This window comes from Paraburkholderia aromaticivorans (genome assembly GCF_002278075.1).
In the GTDB taxonomy this organism is placed as follows: domain Bacteria; phylum Pseudomonadota; class Gammaproteobacteria; order Burkholderiales; family Burkholderiaceae; genus Paraburkholderia; species Paraburkholderia aromaticivorans.
On record NZ_CP022991.1, the window covers coordinates 78,409 to 102,850 of the forward strand.

Sequence of the window (24,442 nt, forward strand, 5' to 3'; positions counted from 1 at the left end):
GAACGCCGGTGCTGACATGTAGGCGAATCTCCCGGGACAGGACGATCAGCCATCTGATCATGACTTGAGGCGCTGTCTTCGTGACGGTTTAACTCTGCGTTGTCAGCGGGCGCGAGGACCGGCGGTTGCTCGCGCAACGGCGGGTTCCGCGCGATCCATCCGGGATCGGGTCCAGATGGTCGAGCACGCATACACGCCGCTTCCGAATTGCCCAGGAAGCTGAGCGCTCTGTGCGGGTAGCTATTCGACAGCCGCGAATATCACCCTGGATTCACTTCTTCTTGAGCTTGCCGCGCATTACCGAGACCTCGCGCGTCGCAACCGGCGCTGCTTCGTTACCCCAGGTCGTGCGCACGAAGCTCAACACCCTGGCGATTTCGGTGTCGGTGAACTGATTCTCGAACGCCGGCATCTTTCGATGCGTCGGTCCATCCTCCGTCTGCGGACTACTGCCGCCCTCCAGCACAAGTCGGATCAGCGACGACGGGTCGGGCGCGAGGACGACGGGATTGCCCGCCAAGGCCGGGAATTTGTGTGCTTCACCGCGCCCCTCGGCCTGATGACACTTCGCGCAGAACGACGTGTAAAGCCCCGCGCCGGGACGTTCGACCTCACCGGTCTTCAACGAGGCAGCCGTCTCCTGTGCTCTCTGGGAGTTCGGGCTGAAAGCGCCCGACGCCTCGCGCGCAGGCAGGCTCTTCAGATAATGCGCGATCGCCGCCAGATCATCGTCGTTGAAATATTGCGCGCTATCTTCGACTACCTCCACCATGCTGCCAAAAGTCACCACATGCACATCGACGCCGTGGCCCGACTTGAGGAAAGATGCGATATCGCGCGGCGACAGGCGCCCCAGTCCGGAACCGGGGTCACCAGTGAGGTTCGGTGCGAACCAGTGATCGTTGGTGCCGCCGGTCAGGTACAGCCTCGACGACTCGTCGTAGCCGCGCTCCTCAAAGGCGGGACCCCTTGGCGTATGGCACGCTCCACAGTGCCCGAGCGACTGCACGATATAAGCGCCCCGGTTCCACTGCACGTCGTGCCTGTCGTTTGGCGTGAAGCGCCCGTGCCGCACGAATGCCAGATCCCAGAAAAACAGGCCCCAGCGCTGGCTGAACGGGAACGGCAGTTTCGTTTCGGGCGGGCGATGGTTGACCGGCTGTACGCCATGCATGAAGTACGCGTACAGCGCACGCATATCTGCGTCGCTGATCTTCGTGAACGACGCATACGGCATGGCCGGGTAGAGTCGCTTGCCGTCGGGTGTCACGCCGTCCCGCAGCGCATGCTCGAAATCCGCAAAGCTGTAGCGGCCTATCCCGGTTTGCGGGTCCGGCGTGATGTTGGTCGAATAGATTGTGCCGAAGGGCGAGCCCATCGCGAGGCCACCGGCAAATGGCGCGCCCTGCTTCGGCTCGGTATGGCAGCCGGCGCAGTCACCGAGCTTCGCCAGATATTCGCCGCGTGAAATCAGCGCCGGGTCCGCCGACGCAGCCGCGTTCCCGGCATCAGTCGCACGCGTCTGCGCGGAGGTGTGTGCGGATAGGCCCAGCACGGTCGCTGCGATCAATGCGGCGAAGATGGCCCAAACGGCGCGCGGCGAGATCAGGTCCATGTCTGTCACCGCCACGCGCTGCACGGTGAGACGAGAAGCACCGCCAAACCGGTCGCGACCAGCCCGACAACAAAGAGCAGGCTGAGAATAATCCCGGCCAGCGCGAGAAAACGTGTTCGTCCAACGGACGCGTCGGATGCAGGCGAAGCAGGATCCGGACGTGCGGCGCTTCGCCAGCCTCGCCACGCCGCCCAAACCCCCGCGACGCCGATCAGCAGCGCGACGACACTTATAGCGTCCAGCGCCGGCATCAGCCACGACCACTGAGGCGCCGCAAGCGCACTTCGATGCGGGAAACATGCCTGGGCAGCCAGCGTCTCACCGATTTCCGTCTGCAACACCCACGCTGCCGCCGCCCCCATCAGGCCGAACAGCATCATCAGCGCGCCGCCGCGCCGTCGCCGCGGGCCTTCGCGTGCGGGATTGTCACCCGAAACTGGACGCGCTGACGCCCGGGCTGTCCCCTCAGGCGCTTTCTGATAGCTGACTGCGGCGAACATCGTCGCTCTCCTAGAAAAGTAACGGCGTGACGTATAGGGTCATGAAGATAAAGAGCCAGACGACATCGACAAAATGCCAGTACAGGCCGCCGATCCTCAGCGCGGCGCAGCGCTTTTCGTCGAAGTAGCCCAAGGCCGTCCAGGTCAGCAAAGCCGATAACACGACGAGTCCGACAAGCACGTGAACCACGTGAAAACCGGTGATCGTGAAGTAGAGCGACCCGTACTGATGCGTCGCGATGTCGTAGGGATGGTCGTGCCACTCTTTCATCTGGATGCCGACGAACACGATCCCCAGCGCGATCGCAAACGCCATCGACGCAACCGCCCAGCGGATCCTGCGCCGGCGCACCAGGCGCTCGCATAGCCACACGAACACGCTGCTCGAGAGCAGAACACAAGTATTGAGTGCGCCAATACCGATCTTCGGAAGTCCTTCGGGTGGCCAGTGCAGCTCGGTCTGCGAGCCAAGGTACAGATACGAGAAAATCAGATAGCCGAATAGCGACGCCTCCGTCGCGACCGTGGCCATCATGCCCCACCAGCCGCTTGACAACTTGCCCGCGCTACCGACCGGCAGGATCAGATCGCTATGGAGCCGATCACTCATGGCCAGTTCCCACGTCCTGCACACGCTGCGGTTCCCGTTGAATCAGCAGGCGTTCGGGCCATAGCCAGAGCAGGATCGCCGCACCGCATGCCGCCGCCGTGAATCCCGCGAATATCCACGCATGCAGCAACATCGCGACGAACAGCAGCGCACTGAACAAACCGAGCAGGAACGGGGCATAGGAGTCTGACGGTATCTTGAGAATGATGTCGGGTCTCGCATCGAGCGAAGTCGTGCCTAGCGCCTCACGTCCATGGTCAAGCACGAACCCTTCCTCGAGCTGTGAGCGAGCGCCCTCCCCGATCCGGTCTTCCCACAACGGATTACGGCTCGCCACCACCGGCACGACGGCGAAATTGTAGGGCGGCGGCGGCGAAGGCACCGACCATTCGAGCGATGCGCCATCCCATGGATTGTCGCCCGCTGGTTTGCCGCGCCGCAGGCTCACTGCCACATCGATCAGGAAGATCAGAATGCCGACGGCAAACACGAACGAGCCGATCGTCGTGATCATGTTGGTCGTGTCCCATCCCATGTCGGCCGGGTACGTATAAATCCGGCGCGGCATGCCCAGCAGACCCGAAATGTGCATCGGGAAAAAGCCCACGTTAAAGCCGATCAAAGTGACCCAGAACGAGAGCTTGCCCAGCCTCTCACTGGTCATCCGGCCGGTGAACTTGGGAAACCAGTAGTAGATGCCGCCCAGCACGGGAAATACGTTGATGCCGAGCAGCACGTAGTGCAGGTGCGCAACCACGAAATAGGTGTCCGTGAGTTGCCAGTCGAACGGCACGGCAGCCGTCATGACACCCGAAACGCCGCCAATCACGAACATCAGCACAAAGCCCGCAAAAAACAGGAACGGCACGCGGTAGACCGGGCGGCCGAGCCAGATGGTTGCAATCCACGCGAAGGTGGCCACCGCGCTCGGGATCGAGATGAGCGTACTGGCAGCGCCAAAGAACGCCAGCGCAAGCGGCGCAATCCCTGTCGCGAACATGTGATGAATCCAGACCACGAAGCCGATCATCATCGTTGCGACAGTGGAGATCGCGACGGGTGTATAGCCCACGAGCGGCCGGCGGCAGAAGGTTGGCAGCGCATCGGACACGATGCCCATGGCCGGCAGCACGACGACATAAACCCAGGGATGAGCGAAAATCCAGAACATGTGCTGCCACAACATCGGGCGGCCGCCATTGGCGACATCGAAGAAGTGCGTGCCGACCTGCCGGTCGAGCCACAACATCAGGAACGCAAGACTGACCGATGGAATTGCCACCAGATTGGCGGCAGACGCAGTCAGCGTACCCCACACCAGAATCGGCAACCGGTCGATCGACATGCCTGGCGCGCGCATGCGCAACAGCGTGACGACAAAATTGACGGACCCAACTGTCGTCGAGACACCGAGCAGCACCATGCCGAGCGCGTACACGTCAACGTTCGGCCCGGTGTTGTATTCGAGACTCGAAAGCGGCACATAGTTGAACCAGCCGGCATCAGGTGCCTGACCGAGTGGAAAACTCGCGTAGAGAAAGAGGCCAGCAAAAAGAAAAACCCAGAAAGAAAGCGCGTTAAGTCGTGGAAATGCCATGTCGCGCGCACCAAGCACGAGGGGCCACAGATAGTTCGAGAATCCCGACAGGACCGGCAACGCGTACAGGAAAATCATCGTTATGCCATGCATCGTGAAGAGCTGGTTGTACTGCTCTGGCGACAACAGATGTGAGTTCGGCCGCGCAAGCTGGACGCGCATCACCAGCGCCTCGATGCCTCCAGCGATCAGAAAGATGAACGCGGTCACGATGTAGCGAATGCCAATCCGCTTATGGTCCACGGTCGAGAGCCACCCGCGCCACCCGGGTTCACTTTCCCATAGTTCACGCAGACGCTGCTCGCGCGCCGACCCTTGCGGAAGACGGCCGATTTCCGGCCGGCGGGCGAGCCGAAGGTCGGGTTGATTGGGTGCGAGGTCGGCCATGTTCGTCCCTTTCTGGTGGCGTTGCGCTAGCGGAGCGTTGCGAGATAGGCCGACAGCGCAGTGGCATCCTGCGCGCTCAGTGCAATGCTGGGCATCAGTGAATCCGGTTTGATCTGCTGTGCGTGCTGGACCCAGTCGAGCAGATGTTCAGGCGTATTCGGCAACGTGCCCGCCGCAAGCTGCTTGCGTGAGCCAACATGCGTGAGATCAGGCGCCTGCACGCCGGCAGCGTCGCTGCCTCGTATCGCATGGCAGCCGGCACAGCGATCCATGAAGATCTTCTGGCCGGTTCGCAGTTGGCCGTCGACTGGGGCCTTTGCCTGACGGACCTGCGCGTCGCGCCAGGCATCGAAATCCGCCTGCGGCTGCGCAACGACGTCAAACGCCATGTGCGCATGCTGTGCACCGCAAAACTGAGTGCACTGACCACGGTAGACGCCCGGCGCGTCCGCCTGAATCCATTGCGTGTTGATCTGGCCGGGGATCGCCTGGGTCTTACCGGCTAGGCGCGGCACCCAGAACGCGTGAATCACGTCTGCGCTCCTGAGTCCGATCTTGACCGGCACACCCACCGGGATGTGAATCTCGTTGGCTGTTACGAAACGATGTGACGGGTCGGCAGCGTCGCCGTAATCGATCTTCCACCACCAGTCGTACGCGGTGACTGTGATAGTCATGCCCGCGGGCGCCGAAGGCTGCGCAACGGCCTGCAGGGTGACGAGCGTGTAGAAGAGCGAAGCGAGCAATGCCAACGTCGATACGCCGACGCCAACATAGATCCATCCCAATCCGCCCTCCTCCTTGCCCAATGCACGCGGTGCGGCGGCGGGACGCCGGCGCAACAGCGCGCCCGCCAGCAGGACCGCAATGATGACGACAACCGCGACGCACATCGCGGTAAGACCCCAGCCTAGATGCATCGTCGGCGTTGCTGCGGGGCCATTGGAATGCAGAAAATATTCAAGCGGCGCATCGGCGTGTGCCGGCAGCGACACGAAAGGCACTGTCAGGAATGCGAGTTTGCTTCTTCCCGCGGTTAGCGCGAGGCGCACGACAGCTCCCCACGCGCGACGAGCGCTTCAATGCGATCCGCGGTCCGGCAAGCGATCGCCTGAATCGTCAGAGACGGATTGACGCCACCCAGGGTTGGAAACGCCGACCCATCGCAAATCCACAGATGGGGTATGTCCCAACCGCGGCAGTCGCCATTGACTTCACTCGTGCACGGATCGTCGCCCATGCGCGCGGTGCCGTTCGAATGGCAGGTATCGTTCTCCTGATTCCAGATTTCGCGGGCGCCAGCGGCCCGCAGATGCCGCGCCATGAAGTCGAGGGCGCGTCGCACGAGGCGCGTGTCGTTGTCGCATAGCGAATAGGTGACGCGGGCGATCGGCAGGCCATACTGGTCATTCTCGTCGGCAAGGGTGACGCGGCTTCGCTCCTGCGGCAGGGTCTCGCCTACAATCTTGAGCTCCGCCAGATGGTTGTATTTCTCCATCTCATGAAGCAGCGCATCGCCCCATAAACCGCGACCGTTCTGCGTCGACGCCCGCGCAGCCGGAAGCGCCCCCCGGCTCATGTAACAATATCCGCCGAAGAAATCTTTACCCGTGTCGGTGTAGTTCCAGTGCTCAGTCATGGCGAGCGAGGGCGGCCCCTTGTACCAGCGGATGTCTTCGTCCATCGCGCCCCATGCCGCCTGGTTGATCTGCACCATCAGGTTCGTGCCCACCGGTCGCGAGCTGTTCGTAAGCCCGTCTGGAAACGCGGCGCTAGCGGGCATCAGAAGCAGGCACGGCGTCTCGATCGCATAGCCCGCGACTGCGACGTTACGCGCCTGCTGAAACTGCCCCACCACAGCGCGCACGTAGTGCACACCGGTCGCGTGCCCAGCGTCGTCCGTTTCGATTCGCCCGACCATGGCCAGATCGCGGATCTCAGCGCCTGCCTGCACCGCCCAGCCGTAGATATGGCGGACGCCCCATTGGCGCAGTCGTTCGACAAGACAATCGCTGACCGTCTGACCCATCTTTGTTCTCCTGCGCGGCCCAGGGCCGACTGGCAAGCGCTTGTCCGGTTGTCTGCTCACATCCGGTTGTCTGCTCACATCTGCGTCGCGGGTTTCGATCTGAGCCCTCAGCACGACGCTAATGTCACAACGTGATGTATCGCAAAAACCTTGCCCGTGTGTCACCTTTTGCCCGGCGAAACCCGCAGCCCAATAGCACGGACTGCGCAAGCGGATTCCAATGGAAGTGAAAAGCCGGTGGAATTTGCAATTGCCGTGTAAAACCGTCGCACAATGTAACGGTCCCGGCACGGCCCCTGAGCAAGCCAGCAGTTCTTTTCCGCCACCCGGCGTTCGGTCCGTCTATGGGCGGCCGGGATCCTTCGGAGACGCTCACGCGCGATGGGTATGCCGCCTCGCGCCGGGCCGTGCGTGAGATGAAGACCGATGCTCTTGTTAGGTGCAAACGGACCCGATAACGGCGAACATCAATTTATCGGACAACGAAACCACGCCCGGTTGCGGCGTTCTCAGGCGCAGTGGCCACGTCGGGCTTCTGCTGGCCTTCCCGCCCCCTGAATCCGGACAGCCAGGGCCTCCTCCGCCCGGCTTTGTTATCCGCATGCAGATCCAGCCGTCACCGCGTGGCGGGAATATCGGTGCAGTAGGCGGGGAAGACGCGACGGCGAACCGGTAACCGTGACGATTGATAAAAGCGGATCAAATCTCGCGGCGCTACAGGCGCGCAACGCTGGACGTGGGGCGCCGATCAAGATCCGCCAGAAGAAGTACCTGAACAACGGCGTAGAGCAGGACCACCGTGCCATCAAGCGTCGCACCCGACCAATGCTGGGTTTCGAGAATTTTCGTTGTGCACGCATCATTCCTGGCGGCATCGAGTTCAGGCACATGATCCGACCAGAATCACCGATCGTGCTTCCATGTGGCAACACGACCGGAGCCAGAGCAACAACGTCCATGGGAACCCTCGTCAGATTCGTCTGCGACGTCTAATTAACGGTGTCGGCGATTTTCAAATTTACCGGAATCGATCGAACGAGAACCGGCGTCATTGTTGACGACGCGATTTGCGACCGTCTGGCGGGCCCCGTCACCTGCCAAACGGTTTTGACTTCCAAGGCTGAAATTTTTGGCACCGACGGTTAGTTGCGTTAGTGGAATCGTTTAATCCTGCCTGCGCGCGTAGCACTGACCAGCTCGCCCATGCACAACCACGCATTCGTGCTCAGGTCGGCAAACGCCACGGCCACTTCTGTGGACCGCCTGATTGCCGAGCGCGCACCCCAGCTCCACACCCGACGAGATCCGCGTCCGTGGGCTGGCCCTTCTACCCATCCTGCGGGAGGGTTGACCGATGACTGCGAGCCGCACAGGCACGCCCCAGAGTTTCAACAACCGTCCGGCGGCGACACAGGAGACGCGGTTTTTGCGCCACCTGACGACATTGAAGCACGACACACTTGCGCAGTTCGATGTCCCTCCACATCGCCAAAAACTTTCTTCCCAAATATTGATCTTTGGCATGTCTCGATATTAAGATGGGCACCTTGGCGCGCGACATGCATCCCCCCGCTCAATTGGGTACCGCGCCGCCATCCTCGAATGATCCCGCTCGAAAAGCGAGGACGGCGAATCAGGTTGCCAGCGAAACGCAGGTGTAGCCAGGAGACGGAGATGCTCAGTCCACATGAATTTGCCACTCTTATGCTGCTTAGGGACGCGCCAGACCCACTGAGCCTGGATCGTGCGGATCTGGAAGTGCTCCTTGAACGTCAGCTGGTCACACTGGAGCAACTCGCCTCCGGTCAACAACGCCCTCTCGTTACCGACCACGGCCAGCTTTTTCTCAAAGCTGCTGCTCGCATGCTTAATGACAAATGACACTGATCGGGTGATCCAGTTCTTCAGTCAAGGAGTCTTCCGTGAGTGACTCGTGGGCGGGAATTGCCGTGGGATTTTTCGGGCTGGGTGTCGCCGCGCTGCTAGTGGCTGGTCATTACCGTCGCGAATTGATGCGTCGGAGGATGCTCAGGCAGATGGACCCTCGCCAATGTTGGGACGTGATGCGTCACCGTCGATGAAAGGCATGTTTTCAAAGGTGAAGATAATTGAGGCATAGGGTGCTCAGGTAGCTCGCGCGGGAACTCCGTTTCAGAGGGAGATGACCGCATGCACAACCTGAATTTTGCCGAAAGAATCCTCGAGCGCGCCTGTCAGCTCTGGCAACACGGCGGCAGCCTCGAAGGATGTTGTTTGATCGCTGATTTCATCGGGGTCATCCAACGGAAGCTCGCCCCATCTTCGCTCCTCGTCGCCGGGTCCGTGCCGTCATCGCCATCGTCGGTCTCTGCGGAATGGTTCTTTACGAGAGCCGGCAGGACGCACTGAACCATATGCGCGAAGCCTTGCGCGACATTGCGCCTATCGCCGCGCGCGACATTGACGCAATTTCGAACTTTATGACCTGTCGTTGCAGGCTGTGGTGGACGGACTCAAGGATCCCGCGGTCATGGCCCTGTCGCCCCCGACTGCGCCGAGAGGAGCTGTTCGATCGCGCGGCCAGCGCAAAATATCTCGGGGCAATGCTCGTTCTCGATGCAAGAGGCGATATCGTTCTTGGCTCTGGTAGCGATGTGGCACGCCAGGGTAATTTCGCGGACGCGAGTATTTCACGGTCCAACGCGACAACCCGGCAGCAGGCGCATCGGAGATCGCAGAAAAGATTCGCCGCGCCATATGCCATCGCGGCATCGAACACGCCGGCAGCGAGCACGGATGCTTGACGGCAAATATCGGCGCAGTAAGCTGCACGCCACAGAGCGACGACGACGTGACCGCGACCATCATGGAAGCCGACAAATCACTGCACCTGGTAGTCGCCTCGGGCGCCAGACGGTGCGAAGCGGCCTACCTTAGCCTGCGCTCGAGCAAATGATGGTAGGCGCGGTGTAGGGCGACGGATAGGCGGACTCGGGGCCGCCAAGGACGCGCAGGCGCTGGGTCGCGAGGACGTCGGCTTGCGTTTGCTCGCGGCGGGTGAGAGCAGCGGGCGCGTCGCCGTTCGGCAGAGCTTCGTTGACGCCGCATGTCAGCGTCTTGCCGTCGGCGAGTTGTACCGTCGTTTGATAGGCGTAATCGGGTTGCGCAGCCATGCCGTCGGCCGACCAGAAAGTGACGACGCCGAGCAGTGCGCAGGCGAAGTGTCGAATCATCATGATGTGCTCCTTGTCACTCGTCCTCGTCATTTGACAACGGCCGACGCCTTTGAAATACGGCATATCCCGCAACTCTCTCTTTCAGGATATGCGCTTTGTCGTAGGGCAACGCTGACCAGGATTCGTCCCTTTCCTGATGCGGCACGTGTCGCCGTCAGCCCCGCGCCAGACGGCACGCAGTAGACGGTAACCGCTCGTTTCTGTTTCCCCGCGACTGCTGTACGGCGAGCCATTGGAAGTTGGTCTGGAACGCGATGCGTTCGATCGCGCCAATGATGTCGACGATCCGGTTTGAACTCGACGACCTGTCAGCGATCACTTCGACAACCTGACCGACGACGTCGCCGTCGCGCGCCGCGCTCTCCGACATGTTTTCTGCGAGCGCGCTGGCCTGCAGCGCGTTGTCGGCGTCGCCCAACCTCCTCTGTGGCTCATTCGAGGGCGCCGCGCAGTAAAGGCACCCAGTGCGCGACCGGCGCGGAGTAACGCGTGCGGCTTGCGCCAGGCACGAACGATCGATTACCCCCTGAGGCGTTTTCAAGACTCTACGCCTTGCATCGCTACCACGGAGCAAAGGCATGACCAGCCCGTCCTTGTGTCGATCGCACACACCACGTTGTCGGCGCATCCGGGTAACACAGCGTCTCGCCGTCAAGCACCGACGCTGCATCGGCCATGTGGTCTGACCGAAACCCGGATGTTATTGGCCGGGCCAAGCCGGGAACATGCGTTTGCGAGTAGCCCGCGACGCCGTCCAGGTGTCCGCTCGCGTGCAAGTGACGGCGGTGCGCGTCGCTTTCATATCGAATTGCTTTGCGCACGGGAGTACAGCAGCAGAATCCTCCGGAACACCGGGAGACGGAACGATTGCAAAAAGAATGAGTGTGAGTATCGAACAGCTACGGCCGCTGCAAGCAACGGTTGGATTGCTCGAGGTCGATGCGAAACGAAAGTGCCTTGTAGCGACGGGTGCAACGGCGCTGAAGGAATTCCTGAAGAGCGCACCTATTCCCACGGTGATTGGCAAACATGACAGGCACTACGTCATCGACCATCATCATCTCGCGCGCGCCCTCTGGGACGGCGGCATCACAAAGGCATTCGCCACAGTTGTGGAGGACCTGTCGCGACTCCCCGAGGGAAAGTTCTGGGACGCGGTTATCGAGCGACGGTGGGTACACCCCTACGACGAGCGAGGCATCCTCCGGGCAATGTCCGCAATTCCCGACGAAGTCTATGGCCTCCCCGACGACCCCTACCGTAGTCTGGCAGCCTTTGTGCGCGATGCGGGCGGCTACCTGAAAACGCCTGAACCCTTTGCCGATTTTCAGTGGGCTGCGTTCTATCGAACGCGTATCCCGATGTGGGCGAATGAATTCCAGTTCGATGCGGCTGTCGATCAGGGCGTCCACCTCGCATGGAGCCTCGACGCGCGGATGCTTCCGGGCTTCAAGACTCGCCGGGAAGTCCGGTGAACGCCTCGCGGTGAGCCGCATCGAGCTGATCTCCTCAAAACACCGTCACACGGCCACCAGAACTTCTGAACGTGACAAAAGGCACGTAGGCGCCGCCGTCGCTGTACGCAACATCGCGCCGCTTGCTTGCCGCAGGGTTATTTAGGGGTGCCGTGTCTCGCGAAGTCGCATGTCAATCACGCACCGCTAGTCCCTCTGATCCGCATGAGCACTTACATCCTACCAGGCAGTGGTTTCGGCGTCGCTTTGGTTATTGCAATCTATCTCCTGGCAGACGCACGCCCTTCGATCCTCACTTCCGGAAAGCAAGCCGCGTCCAGGTGACTCCCATGTTCCTGTTTGCTTGCTGGGCTGAGTCGCTGCAATCATTGAGCAGAACTTGCAGATGGTGGGCTTCGGCAAGCCTGATCGTGTCCGCGGCGGAGACGTCGAACATGCGCCGCCCGGTCGGGGTCGGCCCGTGGCGCAACGACATGATGACGAGGCCGCCTTCGTCTAACAGATCAGAGAGGGTGCCCATCGCTCGGCGACGCTGGGCTTCGTCGAGGTGCATCCATACTGCGGTAACCATGACAACGTCGAACGTGTTCGCCCTCTCCCGGACGAGGCGAAGTTCTGGAAGGCTGTCGTCGAGCCAGACGACGCTGCAAGCCGGATAGAAGCTGATCGCGGCAGCCCGCAGTTCGTCGACGGGCTCAACCGCTACCACCGAGTGCCCCATCGCTGCCAATGCGGCAGCATCGCGGCCCATGCCGGCCCCCACGTCGAGGATGCGCGAAGGTGCCGTGGGTATCAGATGCAGAACTGGTTGGTGGAGGTCCCGGAACGAGATCTTGCGCCAATCGTTAGCCAAGGCCGCGGCATACTCGGCATAACCTTCGGTTCCCGGAACGTCGATCGACATTGATGAATATTGAGTTGTCAGATCGGCCGAATGTCGACGATCCAGGCGAGGTGTCGAATGACTCTTCCTGGCTGAACTCGGTCCGAGACATACCTTGAACGTTGAAAAGGAGAGCCGTGGAGCGGTCTGCAGCCCGCCGTTGCTGCGCGCTAAGTCACAAGAAGTTCGTAGTGGCTCCGGGGGCTTCTCACTCGGGTTGCAACTGCTTGCAGTCCGTTTCGAACCAATGGTCGACCAGGCGCTGCGCCGCATGTAGATTCGCTGGGTAGTGTGGGTCGTCGTGCCATGGTGACGGGTTGTAGCCCGCTTTCCTCAGGGCCGAAAGCTCGCTTTGGTGCTGCGACTTCGTCCGAGGCGCGTTGCTTTTAATCTCGGCCAGGTCACGGCACTCCGTTGGGCTCAGATGCGGCCCGCTATGTGGCTCGCCGGCGGCGGCATATCCAGTCAGCAGGAGCGCCAACGCAGCAAGCGTCGAGCAGTTTCTCGTGAGGTTTTCCATAGCGCATCTCCACGCGTCCGATTGGTGCGACGCGAACGGTGCGATCCCGCGGATCGCGCGTGACTTCCGCGTTCATTTTGCCTCAGTCCACTCGTCGGAAGAAGGCGCACTGCACAAAGAGAACGATCGCCGACCGGGAGCATTGCGCGAAAGGCATCGACCGACTCAAGGCCGTCAGTCAACAATGACATTGGGCGATGGCTGCTTTCGAGATCCATCTGCCGCAGCCACCCGGACGAAAGTTGCGCCTCGTGGAGACGACGTTGGTTCTGTTGGGTAGCAAGGCGTCAAACCGCCGTCCCTCTGGCAATTTCGCTTGCGCCGGTGGTCACAGGTGTTTGTGCGAGGCTCGCTATGCTCGCGTCGTACCTCAATCCTTTGCCGCCGAGTGCAACGGTCGCGCGTCGCGCGCTATCAAGCAGACTCGCTAATGCGGCGTTGATGACGGCCGGGACATCGAAGCGGCCTTTGGGTCCCGATAGTGTCAGCGCGCCCTGCAACTCGCCGAACGAATCGAAGACGGGCACTGACGCCGATGCCGTTTCGGGGTCCCGCTCGCCGAACGAGAGAGCCCAGAGCCGGTCTCGAATCTCCTGCCAGCGCGGATCCTGCGTCTCGGTGAAAGCCATCAATACTTTGCCGGAAGCGCCCTTATCGATTGCGAACTCTTCCCCGACGCGAATCGATACCCGGACGCTGCGGCTTGGTTCGACACGATAAAGCACGAGGCGATGATCGCCCTGACGCACGTAGAAGCTCGCCGTTTCGCCAAGCTCCGCGCTTAACTGTTGAAGCAAGGGCTCGACGGCAGGCCCCACCTGGAAGGATCGCTGATAGAGCGTCGCAAGCCGTAACGGCTGATGACCGATTGCATATTGCCCGTCGCTCAGTTTCCGAATGAATCCGCCGTGTTCCAACGCGCCGAGCAGCCGCAAAACCGTACTTTTATAGAGGTCGGTCCGGCGCGATAGCTCGGTCAGCGTAAGCCGGTCGTCGGTTGGTCCGAACGCATTGAGTATGGCGAACGCCCGGTCAAGGACGGCAACGCCACTGGACGCCGCGTTAATGTCAGCGGACAGATCTTTTTGCGACGCGTCTTTGGCCATTGGAACCTCTTGGATATCGGTTGCCCTCACTATACCGTTCTATCCAACAGAACTCCAGTTCTAAAATCCTGGGTTAACCCCTCTTATACGGGATTCAAGACGCGTCTATAGTTCTTTCTAACGAAACCCGGGTCTATCTGACAGAACATAGGAACGATATGAGTACTTCACGTCCTCAAATTTTGATCAGCGAAGTCGGGCCGCGCGACGGCCTGCAAAGCATCAAGAGCGTCATGCCAACGGCTGCCAAACTTCGATGGATTTCAGCGCTGGCAGCAGCCGGGCTCAGAGAAATCGAGGTGGGTTCATTCGTTCCTCCCAAGCTTTTGCCGCAGATGGCCGACATTCGGGAAGTCGTCGCGCATGCGTTGACCATTCCGGGCCTGCATGTCGCTGTTCTGGCTCCTAACCTGCGCGGTTCCCAGGGCGCTTTTGAAGCAGGCGTACATAAGGTCACGTTGCCGGTTTCGGTAACTAATGAGCACGCATTGGCCAATATTCGTAAAACCACCGCGCAGCTGATTGACGAGGTACGCGACATCGTCGCTTTGCGCGACGAGCGGTTCCCTGACATCGAGATCGAAGCGGGCGTTTCGGTTGCCTTCGGCTGCACTATCGCGGGCACGGTGACCGATGACCAAACGATTCGCATGTGCCTCGCAATGGCCGAGTGCGGCGTCGACGAAATCGGCCTTTCTGATACGAGCGGCTATGCCAACCCCGTTCAGGTTCGTCGCCTGTTCCGCCGGCTGCGATCCGAAGTCGGAGAGAAGGCAGGCGGTGCCCATTTTCATAACACTCGCGGGCAGGGCCTCGCAAATGTCGTCGCGGCGCTCGACGTCGGCGTGAGGACGATCGATTCAAGTCAAGCGGGCCTCGGAGGGTGTCCTTACGCGCCCGGTGCAACAGGAAATATCGTCACTGAAGACCTGGCATTCCTGCTGGAAGCGATGGGCTACGACACGGGGGTCGATATCGACAAGCTCATCGCGGCGCGCGCGATCCTCGCGGAGGCGCTTCCTGGCGAAGCTCTCTACGGACATGTGCAAGACGCGGGTTTGCCGAAAGGCTTCTCGTATGCAGACGGGCGCGCACCGAGTGCGCCTCAACCGGAAGGCTGTTTGCTGGGAGCGGCGCAATGAGCGAAGAGCAATCGAACCAATCTTTGCCCTATGACGGCGTTCGTGTCGTGGAAATGACGCACATGGTGATGGGGCCGACGTGCGGCATGGTCCTGGCCGACCTCGGCGCGGAAGTAATTAAAGTTGAGCCGATCACCGGCGACAGTACCCGCAATCTTCGAGGTTCGGGCGCCGGTTTCTTCAGCACTTTCAACCGCAACAAAAAAAGCATCGCCGTTGATCTCAAAGACTCACGCGGTTTGGAAATCTTCCACAGGCTTCTTGCCGGCGCGGACGTTTTCAGCGAGAACTTCAAGAGCGGAACGATGGACAAGCTCGGCCTTGGCTATGCCGCGTTGTCCAAACTCAATTCCCGTCTGGTCTACGTCTCGCATAAAGGCTTCCTACCTGGCCCCTATGACCATCGCACCGCGCTCGATGAAGTTGTGCAGATGATGGGGGGTCTCGCCTATATGACCGGCCCTGAAGGAAGGCCGCTGCGTGCGGGCACGAGCGTCAACGACATTATGGGCGGCATGTTCGGCGCGATCGGCGCAATGGCGGCGCTTGCGCAGCGCGAGCGCACCGGGCGCGGACAGGAAGTGCAAAGCGCGTTGTTTGAGAACAACGTGTTCCTCGTCGCACAGCACATGATGCAGTACGCGGTCACCGGCAAGGCCGCGGCGCCGATGCCAAGCCGCATCTCAGCGTGGGCTGTATACGATGTTTTCTCGGTCAAAGACGACGAACAGATTTTCCTGGCCGTCGTCTCGGATACGCAATGGGCGCTTTTCTGCGACGCGTTCGGCCTGGAAGCGTTTAAATCCGACGAGCGTATCGCCAGCAACAATCAGCGCGTGCAAGCTCGTGAATGGCTGATGCCACAACTTCGCGAGCATATGAAGGCGTTCTCCGCAGCAGAGATCAGTGCGATCTTCGAGCGCTATGGACTGCCCTATGCGCCGATTACGAAACCGCAGGACCTGTTTGACGATCCCCATCTTCTTGCAACAGGCGGCCTCGCCGACGTCACGCTGCCGCCTGACGCGAGCGGTGCAGGCCGGCCAGTGTCAACGAAGACGGCATTGCTGCCCTTGACGCTTGGTGGTGAACGGCTGCAATTGCGCGCGGCTCCACCCTCGCTCGGTCAAGACACGCGCGCTCTGCTTCAACAGTTGGGTTACTCCCCGGAAGATCTCAGGCAATTGGCAGACGCCGGCGTCGTCAAGTGCCAGGCAAGCCAATCCGGCGATGCCTCCACCCCCTCTGCCAACGAACTGGCGAGCGCCTGAATCGGAAAGGCACATATCAAGAAGCACGGCGTCGCACGTCGGGATGACGGCGTGCGGTCCAGTGTTTCATCCGGAGACGAAGCATGACATCCATATCATCGAATATTGCGGCTGAAAGCGCCTGCAACACCACGCTCGAACAGCAGGCCGTTGGAAAGGCAGCCTGGCGTTTCATCCCTCTTCTTGCTCTCGCTTACTTCTTCAATTATCTCGATCGCACCAGCGTCGGCTTCGCGGCGCTGACGATGAACCGCGACCTCGGCCTGACAGCCACGCAGTTCGGCTGGGGTGCGGGCATCATGTTCGCGGGCTATTGTGTGTGCGAAGTGCCGAGCAATCTCGCGTTGTATCGGTTCGGCGCCAGGCGGTGGCTCGCGCGCATCATGATCACGTGGGGCTTCTTCGCCGCCGCGACGGCGCTCGCGGTCGGACCGACCAGCTTTTACGCGATTCGCCTTCTGCTGGGTATCGGCGAGGCAGGCTTCTTCCCGGGTGTGATCTTCTTTCTCGCGGTCTGGTTTCCGGCCAACTATCGCACCCGAGTACTCGCATGGTTCACGGTCTCGACACCGCTTTCGTCATTGGTTGGCGGGCCTTTGTCCACTTGGCTTCTGAAGATGGACGGCTTCCTCGGTCTTGCCGGATGGAAGTGGATGTTTATTTTCGAAGGCCTGCCGGCGTGCATGTTGGGCTTCTTCGTTTTGAAGATGCTCGCGGACAAGCCCGCAGAAGCGAAGTGGCTGTCGCCGGAAGAGCGTCAGGCACTGCAAAGCGCGTTTGACCGTGAGGGCACTGCAAATTCGAAGAAAAAGGATTTTCGCGCAGCTTTGAAGGATGTACGGATGTACATCCTCGCGATGATCTCCTTCGGCTTCACGATGGGCTCTTATGGCATCGGCATCTGGTTGCCGCAGATGCTCAAAGCTCATGGCATGAGCGTAACGCAGACGGGCTGGGTGTCGGCGATACCTTACTTCTTCGCGACCATCGCGCTTTTGTGGTGGGCCAAGCGCGTTGATCGTCGCGGTGGCCACATCGCCAATCTTGCCGCGGGTCTTTTTATCGGCGCAATCGCGCTCGGCGTTTCAACCTGCTTCCAGCAACTTGTCCCCGCATTGACGGGCATTACGTTGGCATTAGTCGGCACTATTGCCGGCCGGACAATCTTCTACACGCTGCCGGCTCGGTTTCTGTCCGGTCAGGCCGCCGCCGGCGGACTCGCACTGATCAACTCTATCGGTGCACTGGGTGGTTTCGCCGGCCCATACCTCGTCGGCTACCTGAAGGACAGTTACGGCACCTTCACCGCAGGCATGCTTGGCTTGGCTGTCGTACTCGCTGTGACGACCCTGTTGACCCTTTCCCTGTTTGCCTTCGATAAGAGGAAGTAAGGATGCGATCTCGCCATTCGATCCGCCGACGCCGCTTGCTAAGCGCTGCCGCCGCATCCATCGTGATGCCTTCGCTGAGCGTGCGCCATGTGTTTGCCAAAGAGGAATCGCGCAGTATGAGTACAACCAGCAATTACCTCCCTGTCCGTGCGGAGTGGCTTGCATCCGGAACGGAAGCGGCGCTCGAACCGGATATGCCCATTGTCGACGCGCATCACCACTTGTACGAGCGTCCGGGTTGGATCTATCTGCTCAATGAGTATCTGGAGGATGCCCGGTCGGGGCACAACATCACCGCATCAGTCTTCATGCAGGGATTGACTCGCTACCGCACCACGGGTGCGGAACAGCTTCGTCCAGTCGGTGAGGTCGAGTACGTTGCTCAAGTCACCGCGCCCATGCAAAAGGAGGAGCCGCAGGTTGCAAAAGGAATCGTCGGATACGCGGATCTCAGGCGCGGCGCCGCTGTACGAGAGGTGCTTGAGGCAGAACTGGAGGCAGGTGACGGGCGCTTACGAGGTGTACGTCACCTCGTAACGTGGGATGCTGATGCAACGCTTGCAAATCCGCTGTCGGCCGTACCTCGCGGGTTATTGCTCGACCCCAACTATCGTGCGGGCGTCGCCCAACTGAAGTCGTTGGGACTCTCTTATGACGCGTGGCTGTTTTTTCCTCAGCTTCCCGAGTTGTTCGATCTCGCCAAAGCAAATCCGGATACGCCCTTCATCATTAACCACTGCGGCGGCGTGGTGCAAATCGGCAGCTACACGGATCACCGGAAGGAAGTTTTTGATTCGTGGTCGCGCTCAATGTGCGAACTAGCGCAATTGCCGAACGTTTACGTGAAGTTGGGTGGGCTTGGCATGCGAATCAACGGTTTCGACTTCGAAAAGGGTGAGAAGCCGCCGTCTTCCATCGAGCTAGCTGAAACCTGGAAGCCCTGGATGCATACGTGCATCGAGGCGTTCGGTGCGAATCGCTGTATGTTCGAAAGCAATTTTCCGGTCGACAAAGGTTCCTACCCGTTCAGCAACGGCTGGAATGCGTTCAAGCGCCTGACTGCCGGTGCGAGCACGCAAGATCGGCAGGCGCTCTTCCGGGGCACAGTAACAAACGTATATCGCCTCGCTTGAGGCGTAGTCCAACCTCACTTTTCCTCGGGGCCGGTTCATTCAAGTGACGGCCTTTCTTCTGCCGGCGGCGAGGGACGCATTAACTCTGTGATGTCAGCCCTGTTATGTCCGGAAGCGACTCGCCGCCGACCGGAGGGTCTGTGCCTGATCCGCAAGCGACAGTGCCGCCGCGGTAGTCTCTTCCACCAGCGCCGCATTCTGCTGTGTCGTTTCATCCAGTTGAGAAACGGCGCGATTGACCTGTTCGATGCCGTCTCGTTGCTCTGTGGACGCCGCCGCTACTTCCTGCATGACATCGCTCACTTTTTCGATCGACTTGACGATCTCCATCATTGTCCGGCCGGCCTGGTCGATCAGCCCCGATCCCTCGGTTACGCCAGTCACGGCTTCGTCGATAAGCGCCTTGATTTCCTTTGCTGCGCTGGCCGAGCGCTGTGCGAGCGTGCGCACTTCGGCGGCGACGACAGCAAATCCACGACCCTGCTCGCCCGCACGGGCGGCCTCCACGGCGGCATTCAGAGCCAGTATGTTGGTCTGAAAAGCGATCCCTTCGATCGTGCCGATAATGGACGCGATCTTTGTCGACTGATCCGAGATGCCGGCCATGGTTTGCACTGCGCGGTCCATCACGGCGCCGCCGGTCTTCGCAATGTTCGACGCGTTGCTGGCATATTCGGTAGCGAATCCGACACGCTCGTTGTTTTGGGCGACGGTCGCTGTGAGTTCTTCCATGCTTGCCGCCGTTTGTTCCAGCGCTGCGGCCTGCGCCTCTGTGCGCCGCGACAGATCCGAGTTCCCCGACGCGATTTCGCTGGTTGCACTTGCCATCGACTCGCTGCTAGAGAGCACCGTGGTAACCGTCGATTTCAGCCCCTCCTGAGTCGCCAGCAGACCGTGCATCAGCGCACTCATCTCATCGCGGCCTTCGACCTGCACCTCGTTTGAGAGGTCCCCGTTGGACATCGCAGAACAGACCTCCAGCGCTCTCGTCAACGGACGGCCTATCGCGCGATGCAGCCCGATCGCACATACCAGCGACAGAAGAATAGCGGTGCACAGCGCCGCGATCGACGCGCCGCTAACCGTGCTGAGCGTCGACTGAAAATCCTCGTAGCTCGATGCGCCGCTCGTCATCAGGTAGTCGTTGAGCGCGTCGGTGCTTTTGGTAAACGCGAGTGCCAGCGGCGGCGTAACGTCCATGGTGATCCGATTTGCCGCCACTGCATCGCCCGTTTCGAGCGACTGCAGCGTGGGTTCGATTGCCCCTTTGATCAGCCGGTCCAAAGTCAGCGAGACGGCGTCCGCCAGTCTTTGCTGTTCAGCCGATTGGGGAAGGGCAAGATAGCGGCCGTAGGCCTTTTTCGATGTTGCGAGGTAGGCGCGCGCCTTTTGCAGAAGCACCTGGACATCCGGCGATTCGGGATGCAAAAGCGCCCGGTCCATCGAGACGCGCGCGATTGCCAGGTTGTACTTGGTATCGCCAAGCGCTACCGCTGACGACAGCTGCACGGCATAGACTTCGCGGAGTGCCGACTTCCCCGCTTGCGTTCCCCACTGACCGAACGCGGCAACGATCGACACCAGAGCGACGAGCAAGCCGAAGGCGAGCGAGATCCGCGCCCTGATTGAGACTCTCGAAAACATTTGCAGATCCGCTGAATGAGGTGAGGCCCTGTCGGGCATTAACTGCACGGATATGTCCGTACATATTAATATCGGCCTTACCAACGGGATTCTGATAGGGATAAACCCTTATCCGTCCAGGCAGACCTGCAATCACACCCCTGAGCGTTTCAGCCTCATCGACACAGCAAACCGGTCGGCGGGATGCACACTTACCGACACTTCAAAGGCCACGCCCGTCGAATCGATATAACGCCGCACGATCTCGAGCGCTGCCGAACCGACAGGTATGTGAAGGCGGCCCGCCATCTCTTTCGTGACATTCAAGGCCTGGACATTTTGCTGAATCTCAACGACACAGCGGCCGTATCGCGCCTCGATTAACGAACTGATCAGCGTGTCGGGGGCTCTTCCCGCTTCCTCGGCGATTTCCCGATACGAGGCATCGATGTAGACATCCGTCCAGCCAACGGGCGGACGCGAGCTGTCGCGTTCGATTCGCAGGCTCGACACGCGCAGCCAATGCGTACCTTCCTCGCATTGGAGAACTTTGGCGAGCTTGCCAGCCGCGATAACCTCTTCCACCGACTGAATGACCCGCAGATGTTCCGAACCGAACTGCACCAGATCCTCGACTGAACCCAGCGAAGGACGGAAGTCGTTTTTCGGCTGGGCCGACTCGACGCGCGTTCCCGCGTTCTTGCGCCGCGACACGAATCCGAGTTGCTGAAGCTCGTTCAACGCCGCGCGGATCGTATGCCGGCTCGTGTTGTACTGGTCGCGCAACTGCAGTTCGGTCGGCAGATAGGAGCCAACCGGAAAGCGACCGCTCGCGATGCCCTCGGTCAGATCGCGAGCGATGTCGGCGTAATGAGGTCTGTTCATGCTTTATGAAGCCTGGCAATAGCGGGGGTGGTGATACTCCAGGGTAAATCATAGCTTGAACGATATGTTCGAACATATTATATTGAATATGTCCGGACATATTGTGCTTCCATCCCGTCCGTCCGATAACCGCGCAACCCTGCTTCCTTTCACTCAGACCTCGTCATGACTACTCGCACGGCCCCACTTTCCAGCACCGTCTTCGATTCGATCCTGTTTCGCGACGCCTTCGGCACCGCAAAGATGCGCGCCCTCTTTTCCGATTACGCGCTGGTGCAGCGCTATATCGATGTGGAAGTAGCGCTCGCGAAGGCGCAAGCTCGCGTCGGCGTGATTCCAGCCGATGCCGCCGCGGTGATCGCGAGCGAGTCGCTGATCGAGCGGATCGACTTCGACCACATGCGTGAGGAGACGGACATCGTCGGCTACCCGATCCTTCCGCTCGTGCACCAGTTGGTGGGCATGTGCGGCGAGGCAGGCCGCTATGTGCATTGGGGCGCCACGACGCAGGACATCATGGATACGGCCGTCGCGCTTCAGGTCCGCGACGCACTCGACTCGATCGATGCCGATATCCGCGAACTGCGCAGCATTCTGGTGGATCTGTCGAAGAAGTATCGCGACACGCCGATGGCGGGCCGCACGCATCTGCAGCAGGCGTTACCCATCACATTCGGCTACAAGGCGGCGATCTGGCTCGCAATGTTCGACCGCCATCAGCAGCGCCTCGCGCAACTGCGCCCGCGCGTGGCCGTGGTCGAATTCGCTGGCGCGGCCGGCACACTGGCATCGCTGGGCGACAAGGGTTTCGAGGTGCAGGAGGCGCTTGCCGCCGAACTGCACCTCGGTGTCCCCGCGACCACCTGGCACGTGGCGCGCGACGGATTCGCCGAGGCCGTCAACCTGCTCGCGCTCGTCACCGGTTCGCTCGGCAAGATTGCGACCGACATCATGATCATGGCGTCCAACGAATTCGGCGAAGTGTACGAGCCGTTCGTCAAGGGACGTGGCGCGAGCAGCACGATGCCGCAAAAGCGCAATCCCATTTCGAGCGAGCTCATGCTGGCGGCCGCCAAAGCGGTCCGACAGCAGGCCGGCCTGATGGTGGACGCGATGATCCAGGACTTCGAGCGCGCAACCGGACCGTGGCACGCGGAATGGATTGCCATTCCCGAAAGCTTCATCCTCGCCTCGGGTGCGCTCCATCAGGCCAAGTTCGCGCTGGGCGGACTGATCGTCGACACTGATCGGATGAAGCACAACCTCGGCATCAGCAGGGGGCTGATCGTCGCCGAAGCCGTGATGATGCAGATGGCGCCCTACACCGGACGCCAGCAGGCGCACGACATCGTCTACGACGCATGCCGCGCAGTAAACGAAAGCGGCGGCACACTGGCCGAAGCGCTGGCGGCACTGCCCGAGGTCACGCGGCATTTCGATCGTAGCGCGATTGACGCGATGACCGATCCTGCCAACTATCTGGGCCTCGCGCCTCAAATGGTAGATCGCGCCGTCGCGCTGTCGACCGGGATCTGATGAACGCTGCGGAGGAGCCACACCATGACGAACGACAACACATCACATAGCAAGTCCGTCGCGCCGCCAGCCAAGCGGGCGTGGTATCGCCGGCTGGGCATGCAGGTTCTGATCTCGCTTGCGCTCGGCATTGCCGTCGGGCTGATCTTTCCGAAGTTCGGCGCGCAGCTGAAAATCCTCGGCGATATCTTTCTCGCGCTGATCAAGGCAGGCGTTGCGCCGCTGGTGTTTCTCACCATCGTGCATGGCATCGCTTCCGCCGGCGATGTGAAGAGCGCGGGACGCGTCGGCTGGCGCTCGCTCGTCTACTTCGAGGTGGTGTCGACGATCGCACTGGCCTTTGGCTTGCTGGCGGGCAATTTGTTGCAGACAGGCAAAGGCATGACGGCTGTCACCCCCGGCGCGGCGCCCGTCATCGCGACAAAAGCGGCTCCGCAAGGCTTCACCGAGTTCGTCATGCATCTGGTGCCGGACAACTTCATTGGCGCGTTCGTGAAGGGTGAACTGCTTCAGGTCGTGGTACTGGCCGTCATGGTCGGGATCGGCATTCTCGCGATCCCGGAAAGCCGCCGCATGCGCATCAACGAAGGGCTCGATCTCGTTTCGCAGGTGCTGTTCTCGTTCATCAACCTGGTGATGAAGCTCGCGCCGCTCGGCACCTTCGGCGCGGTGGCGTTCGCGGTCGGCAGCAACGGCACCGCTGTGCTCGTCGCCCTCGCGCAACTCGTGCTGAGCTTTTATGCCGTCATTGCTCTGTTCATCGTCGTCGTGATGGGCATCGCGGCGAAGCTCGCGGGCTTCAGCATGTGGCGCTTCATACGCTACATCAAGGACGAAATCCTGATCGTGCTCGGCACCGCGTCGTCGGAAAGCGCGTTGCCGCGGCTGCTCATCAAGCTCGAACGCCTCGGCTGCGCAAAACAGACAGTGGGCCTCGTTCTGCCCACGGGTTATGCATTCAATCTGGACGGCACCTCGATCTTCATGTCCATGGGCGTCATGTTCATCGCTCACGCGTACAACGTTCCCATTACGATCGAACATCAGATCGGTATTCTGCTGCTCATGCTGCTGACTTCGAAAGGTGCGGCGACGGTTTCCGGCGGATCGTTTGTCGTGTTCGCAGCGACGGTCACGTCAACCGGGATTCTTCCCGTCGAAGGACTGGCCGTTATTTTCGGGGTGTACCGGTTCATGTCGATGGCGATCGCCGCGTGCAACACGATCGGCAACAGCGTCGCTACCGTGGTGGTCGCGCGTTGGTCGGGCACGTTCGACGCGGAAGTCGCCAAGCGTCATTTCTATCCCGAGCTTTATCCGGATGTCGCTGAAGACGATGAGCGCGCTACGGACAGCAATCTGTCGCCTGAAAACTTCAACCGGGGAAATCCTCATCCGGCGACGCCTCGGTAACTCGAGTTGATCGAACACGTGGCACGGACTCGTGACAGAAGAGGCTAGCTGGCGCGCGAAAACGCATCACTTCAACGTGGTGCCAAGCGCAGCCAGCCAAAGCAACTTTAC

Annotated in this window: 21 protein-coding genes and 3 pseudogenes; 10 read left to right on the forward strand and 14 right to left on the reverse strand. The window is 60.6% G+C overall.

Going from position 1 to position 24,442, the window contains the following annotated elements; genetic code table 11:
• Positions 1 to 271 precede the first annotated feature (271 nt).
• From CJU94_RS33395 to CJU94_RS33420, 6 genes and pseudogenes are all read right to left on the reverse strand, one after another.
• Positions 272 to 1,615, reverse strand: coding sequence for a c-type cytochrome (locus tag CJU94_RS33395; protein WP_095423391.1), 1,344 nt, complete (start codon positions 1,613 to 1,615; stop codon positions 272 to 274).
• 5 nt (positions 1,616 to 1,620) lie between these two features.
• Positions 1,621 to 2,115: a hypothetical protein gene (locus CJU94_RS33400; protein ID WP_095422961.1), complete on the reverse strand. Its 495-nt coding sequence runs from the start codon at positions 2,113 to 2,115 to the stop codon at positions 1,621 to 1,623.
• A 10-nt stretch (positions 2,116 to 2,125) separates the two neighbouring features.
• A complete protein-coding gene (locus CJU94_RS33405; RefSeq protein WP_095422962.1) occupies positions 2,126 to 2,725 on the reverse strand; it encodes a cytochrome c oxidase subunit 3 in 600 nt (199 codons plus the stop codon).
• A complete protein-coding gene (ctaD, locus tag CJU94_RS33410) occupies positions 2,718 to 4,709 on the reverse strand; it encodes a cytochrome c oxidase subunit I (protein ID WP_095422963.1) in 1,992 nt (663 codons plus the stop codon). Before ctaD ends, CJU94_RS33405 begins: the two co-directional genes overlap by 8 nt.
• 26 nt (positions 4,710 to 4,735) lie before the next feature.
• Complete coding sequence (coxB, locus tag CJU94_RS33415) at positions 4,736 to 5,629, reverse strand: cytochrome c oxidase subunit II (RefSeq protein WP_244221132.1); 894 nt, start codon at positions 5,627 to 5,629, stop codon at positions 4,736 to 4,738.
• 116 nt (positions 5,630 to 5,745) lie between these two features.
• Positions 5,746 to 6,666, reverse strand: a pseudogene (locus tag CJU94_RS33420) (GMC oxidoreductase); the annotation flags it as partial.
• A 422-nt stretch (positions 6,667 to 7,088) separates the two neighbouring features.
• Between CJU94_RS33420 and CJU94_RS42620 the strand changes: the two are divergent.
• The 3 genes and pseudogenes from CJU94_RS42620 to CJU94_RS33430 form a co-directional block, all read left to right on the forward strand.
• Positions 7,089 to 7,166, forward strand: a pseudogene (locus CJU94_RS42620) (IS6 family transposase); the annotation flags it as partial.
• 229 nt (positions 7,167 to 7,395) lie between these two features.
• Positions 7,396 to 7,731: pseudogene (locus tag CJU94_RS33425) on the forward strand (DDE-type integrase/transposase/recombinase); the annotation flags it as partial.
• A 681-nt stretch (positions 7,732 to 8,412) separates the two neighbouring features.
• Positions 8,413 to 8,619 carry a hypothetical protein gene (locus tag CJU94_RS33430; RefSeq protein ID WP_095422965.1) on the forward strand — a complete coding sequence of 69 codons (207 nt, stop codon included), beginning with the start codon at positions 8,413 to 8,415 and terminating at the stop codon, positions 8,617 to 8,619.
• Between the two features lie 270 nt (positions 8,620 to 8,889).
• On the opposite strand, the gene CJU94_RS42325 is transcribed toward CJU94_RS33430, so the two are convergent.
• The 3 genes from CJU94_RS42325 to CJU94_RS42625 form a co-directional block, all read right to left on the reverse strand.
• Complete coding sequence (locus CJU94_RS42325) at positions 8,890 to 9,021, reverse strand: hypothetical protein (RefSeq protein ID WP_279636661.1); 132 nt, start codon at positions 9,019 to 9,021, stop codon at positions 8,890 to 8,892.
• A 629-nt stretch (positions 9,022 to 9,650) separates the two neighbouring features.
• Complete coding sequence (locus CJU94_RS33435; protein WP_095422966.1) at positions 9,651 to 9,953, reverse strand: hypothetical protein; 303 nt, start codon at positions 9,951 to 9,953, stop codon at positions 9,651 to 9,653.
• Positions 9,954 to 10,107: 154 nt separating this feature from the next.
• Entirely contained in the window at positions 10,108 to 10,371 is a 264-nt protein-coding gene (locus CJU94_RS42625; RefSeq protein ID WP_208645437.1) for a hypothetical protein, read from the reverse strand.
• Between the two features lie 466 nt (positions 10,372 to 10,837).
• Here CJU94_RS42625 and CJU94_RS33445 point away from each other — a divergent pair, with 466 nt between their 5' ends.
• Positions 10,838 to 11,428, forward strand: coding sequence for a ParB-like protein (locus CJU94_RS33445; RefSeq protein WP_157763840.1), 591 nt, complete (start codon positions 10,838 to 10,840; stop codon positions 11,426 to 11,428).
• A gap of 292 nt (positions 11,429 to 11,720) precedes the next feature.
• Here CJU94_RS33445 and CJU94_RS33450 read toward each other — a convergent pair whose 3' ends face one another.
• The 3 genes from CJU94_RS33450 to CJU94_RS33460 all read right to left on the reverse strand — a co-directional run bounded on the left by CJU94_RS33450 (position 11,721) and on the right by CJU94_RS33460 (position 13,937).
• Positions 11,721 to 12,332 carry a class I SAM-dependent methyltransferase gene (locus CJU94_RS33450; RefSeq protein WP_095422968.1) on the reverse strand — a complete coding sequence of 204 codons (612 nt, stop codon included), beginning with the start codon at positions 12,330 to 12,332 and terminating at the stop codon, positions 11,721 to 11,723.
• A 187-nt stretch (positions 12,333 to 12,519) separates the two neighbouring features.
• Complete coding sequence (locus CJU94_RS33455) at positions 12,520 to 12,831, reverse strand: DUF4148 domain-containing protein (protein ID WP_095422969.1); 312 nt, start codon at positions 12,829 to 12,831, stop codon at positions 12,520 to 12,522.
• 287 nt (positions 12,832 to 13,118) lie between these two features.
• Entirely contained in the window at positions 13,119 to 13,937 is an 819-nt protein-coding gene (locus CJU94_RS33460; RefSeq protein ID WP_095422970.1) for an IclR family transcriptional regulator, read from the reverse strand.
• Between the two features lie 158 nt (positions 13,938 to 14,095).
• On the opposite strand from CJU94_RS33460, the gene CJU94_RS33465 reads away from it, so the two are divergent.
• The 4 genes from CJU94_RS33465 to CJU94_RS33480 all read left to right on the forward strand — a co-directional run bounded on the left by CJU94_RS33465 (position 14,096) and on the right by CJU94_RS33480 (position 18,874).
• Positions 14,096 to 15,079, forward strand: a complete 984-nt coding sequence (locus CJU94_RS33465; RefSeq protein ID WP_095422971.1) for a hydroxymethylglutaryl-CoA lyase — start codon at positions 14,096 to 14,098, stop codon at positions 15,077 to 15,079.
• Complete coding sequence (locus CJU94_RS33470) at positions 15,076 to 16,350, forward strand: CaiB/BaiF CoA transferase family protein (protein ID WP_095422972.1); 1,275 nt, start codon at positions 15,076 to 15,078, stop codon at positions 16,348 to 16,350. Before CJU94_RS33465 ends, CJU94_RS33470 begins: the two co-directional genes overlap by 4 nt.
• Positions 16,351 to 16,433: 83 nt before the next feature.
• A complete protein-coding gene (locus tag CJU94_RS33475; protein ID WP_095422973.1) occupies positions 16,434 to 17,741 on the forward strand; it encodes an MFS transporter in 1,308 nt (435 codons plus the stop codon).
• Between the two features lie 2 nt (positions 17,742 to 17,743).
• Complete coding sequence (locus CJU94_RS33480; RefSeq protein ID WP_095422974.1) at positions 17,744 to 18,874, forward strand: amidohydrolase family protein; 1,131 nt, start codon at positions 17,744 to 17,746, stop codon at positions 18,872 to 18,874.
• A 102-nt stretch (positions 18,875 to 18,976) separates the two neighbouring features.
• On the opposite strand, the gene CJU94_RS42330 is transcribed toward CJU94_RS33480, so the two are convergent.
• The gene (locus tag CJU94_RS42330) at positions 18,977 to 20,518 is read right to left on the reverse strand and encodes a methyl-accepting chemotaxis protein (RefSeq protein ID WP_095422975.1); all 1,542 of its coding nucleotides are present in this window, start codon (positions 20,516 to 20,518) and stop codon (positions 18,977 to 18,979) included.
• 132 nt (positions 20,519 to 20,650) lie between these two features.
• Positions 20,651 to 21,382 (reverse strand): GntR family transcriptional regulator, encoded by a 732-nt coding sequence (locus CJU94_RS33490; RefSeq protein ID WP_095422976.1) that lies wholly within the window; start codon positions 21,380 to 21,382, stop codon positions 20,651 to 20,653.
• 165 nt (positions 21,383 to 21,547) lie between these two features.
• Between CJU94_RS33490 and CJU94_RS33495 the strand changes: the two genes are divergently transcribed.
• Both CJU94_RS33495 and CJU94_RS33500 read left to right on the forward strand, forming a co-directional pair.
• Positions 21,548 to 22,918 (forward strand): class-II fumarase/aspartase family protein, encoded by a 1,371-nt coding sequence (locus CJU94_RS33495; RefSeq protein ID WP_095422977.1) that lies wholly within the window; start codon positions 21,548 to 21,550, stop codon positions 22,916 to 22,918.
• Positions 22,919 to 22,942: 24 nt separating this feature from the next.
• Positions 22,943 to 24,331, forward strand: coding sequence for a cation:dicarboxylate symporter family transporter (locus CJU94_RS33500; RefSeq protein ID WP_095422978.1), 1,389 nt, complete (start codon positions 22,943 to 22,945; stop codon positions 24,329 to 24,331).
• Positions 24,332 to 24,442: the final 111 nt, after the last annotated feature.

Bases quoted from the DNA above. Each gene is read 5' to 3' on its own strand.
- CJU94_RS33480 (WP_095422974.1), top strand. From the start codon at position 17,744: ATGCGATCTCGCCATTCGATCCGCCGACGCCGCTTGCTAAGCGCTGCC.
- CJU94_RS33430 (WP_095422965.1), top strand. From the start codon at position 8,413: ATGCTCAGTCCACATGAATTTGCCACTCTTATGCTGCTTAGGGACGCG.
- coxB (WP_244221132.1), bottom strand. From the start codon at position 5,629: ATGCATCTAGGCTGGGGTCTTACCGCGATGTGCGTCGCGGTTGTCGTC.
- ctaD (WP_095422963.1), bottom strand. From the start codon at position 4,709: ATGGCCGACCTCGCACCCAATCAACCCGACCTTCGGCTCGCCCGCCGG.
- CJU94_RS33495 (WP_095422977.1), top strand. From the start codon at position 21,548: ATGACTACTCGCACGGCCCCACTTTCCAGCACCGTCTTCGATTCGATC.
- CJU94_RS33470 (WP_095422972.1), top strand. From the start codon at position 15,076: ATGAGCGAAGAGCAATCGAACCAATCTTTGCCCTATGACGGCGTTCGT.
- CJU94_RS33400 (WP_095422961.1), bottom strand. From the start codon at position 2,115: ATGTTCGCCGCAGTCAGCTATCAGAAAGCGCCTGAGGGGACAGCCCGG.
- CJU94_RS33395 (WP_095423391.1), bottom strand. From the start codon at position 1,615: ATGGACCTGATCTCGCCGCGCGCCGTTTGGGCCATCTTCGCCGCATTG.
- CJU94_RS33500 (WP_095422978.1), top strand. From the start codon at position 22,943: ATGACGAACGACAACACATCACATAGCAAGTCCGTCGCGCCGCCAGCC.
- CJU94_RS33405 (WP_095422962.1), bottom strand. From the start codon at position 2,725: ATGAGTGATCGGCTCCATAGCGATCTGATCCTGCCGGTCGGTAGCGCG.
- CJU94_RS42330 (WP_095422975.1), bottom strand. From the start codon at position 20,518: ATGTTTTCGAGAGTCTCAATCAGGGCGCGGATCTCGCTCGCCTTCGGC.
- CJU94_RS33460 (WP_095422970.1), bottom strand. From the start codon at position 13,937: ATGGCCAAAGACGCGTCGCAAAAAGATCTGTCCGCTGACATTAACGCG.
- CJU94_RS33455 (WP_095422969.1), bottom strand. From the start codon at position 12,831: ATGGAAAACCTCACGAGAAACTGCTCGACGCTTGCTGCGTTGGCGCTC.
- CJU94_RS33465 (WP_095422971.1), top strand. From the start codon at position 14,096: ATGAGTACTTCACGTCCTCAAATTTTGATCAGCGAAGTCGGGCCGCGC.
- CJU94_RS33475 (WP_095422973.1), top strand. From the start codon at position 16,434: ATGACATCCATATCATCGAATATTGCGGCTGAAAGCGCCTGCAACACC.
- CJU94_RS33490 (WP_095422976.1), bottom strand. From the start codon at position 21,382: ATGAACAGACCTCATTACGCCGACATCGCTCGCGATCTGACCGAGGGC.
- CJU94_RS33435 (WP_095422966.1), bottom strand. From the start codon at position 9,953: ATGATGATTCGACACTTCGCCTGCGCACTGCTCGGCGTCGTCACTTTC.
- CJU94_RS33450 (WP_095422968.1), bottom strand. From the start codon at position 12,332: ATGTCGATCGACGTTCCGGGAACCGAAGGTTATGCCGAGTATGCCGCG.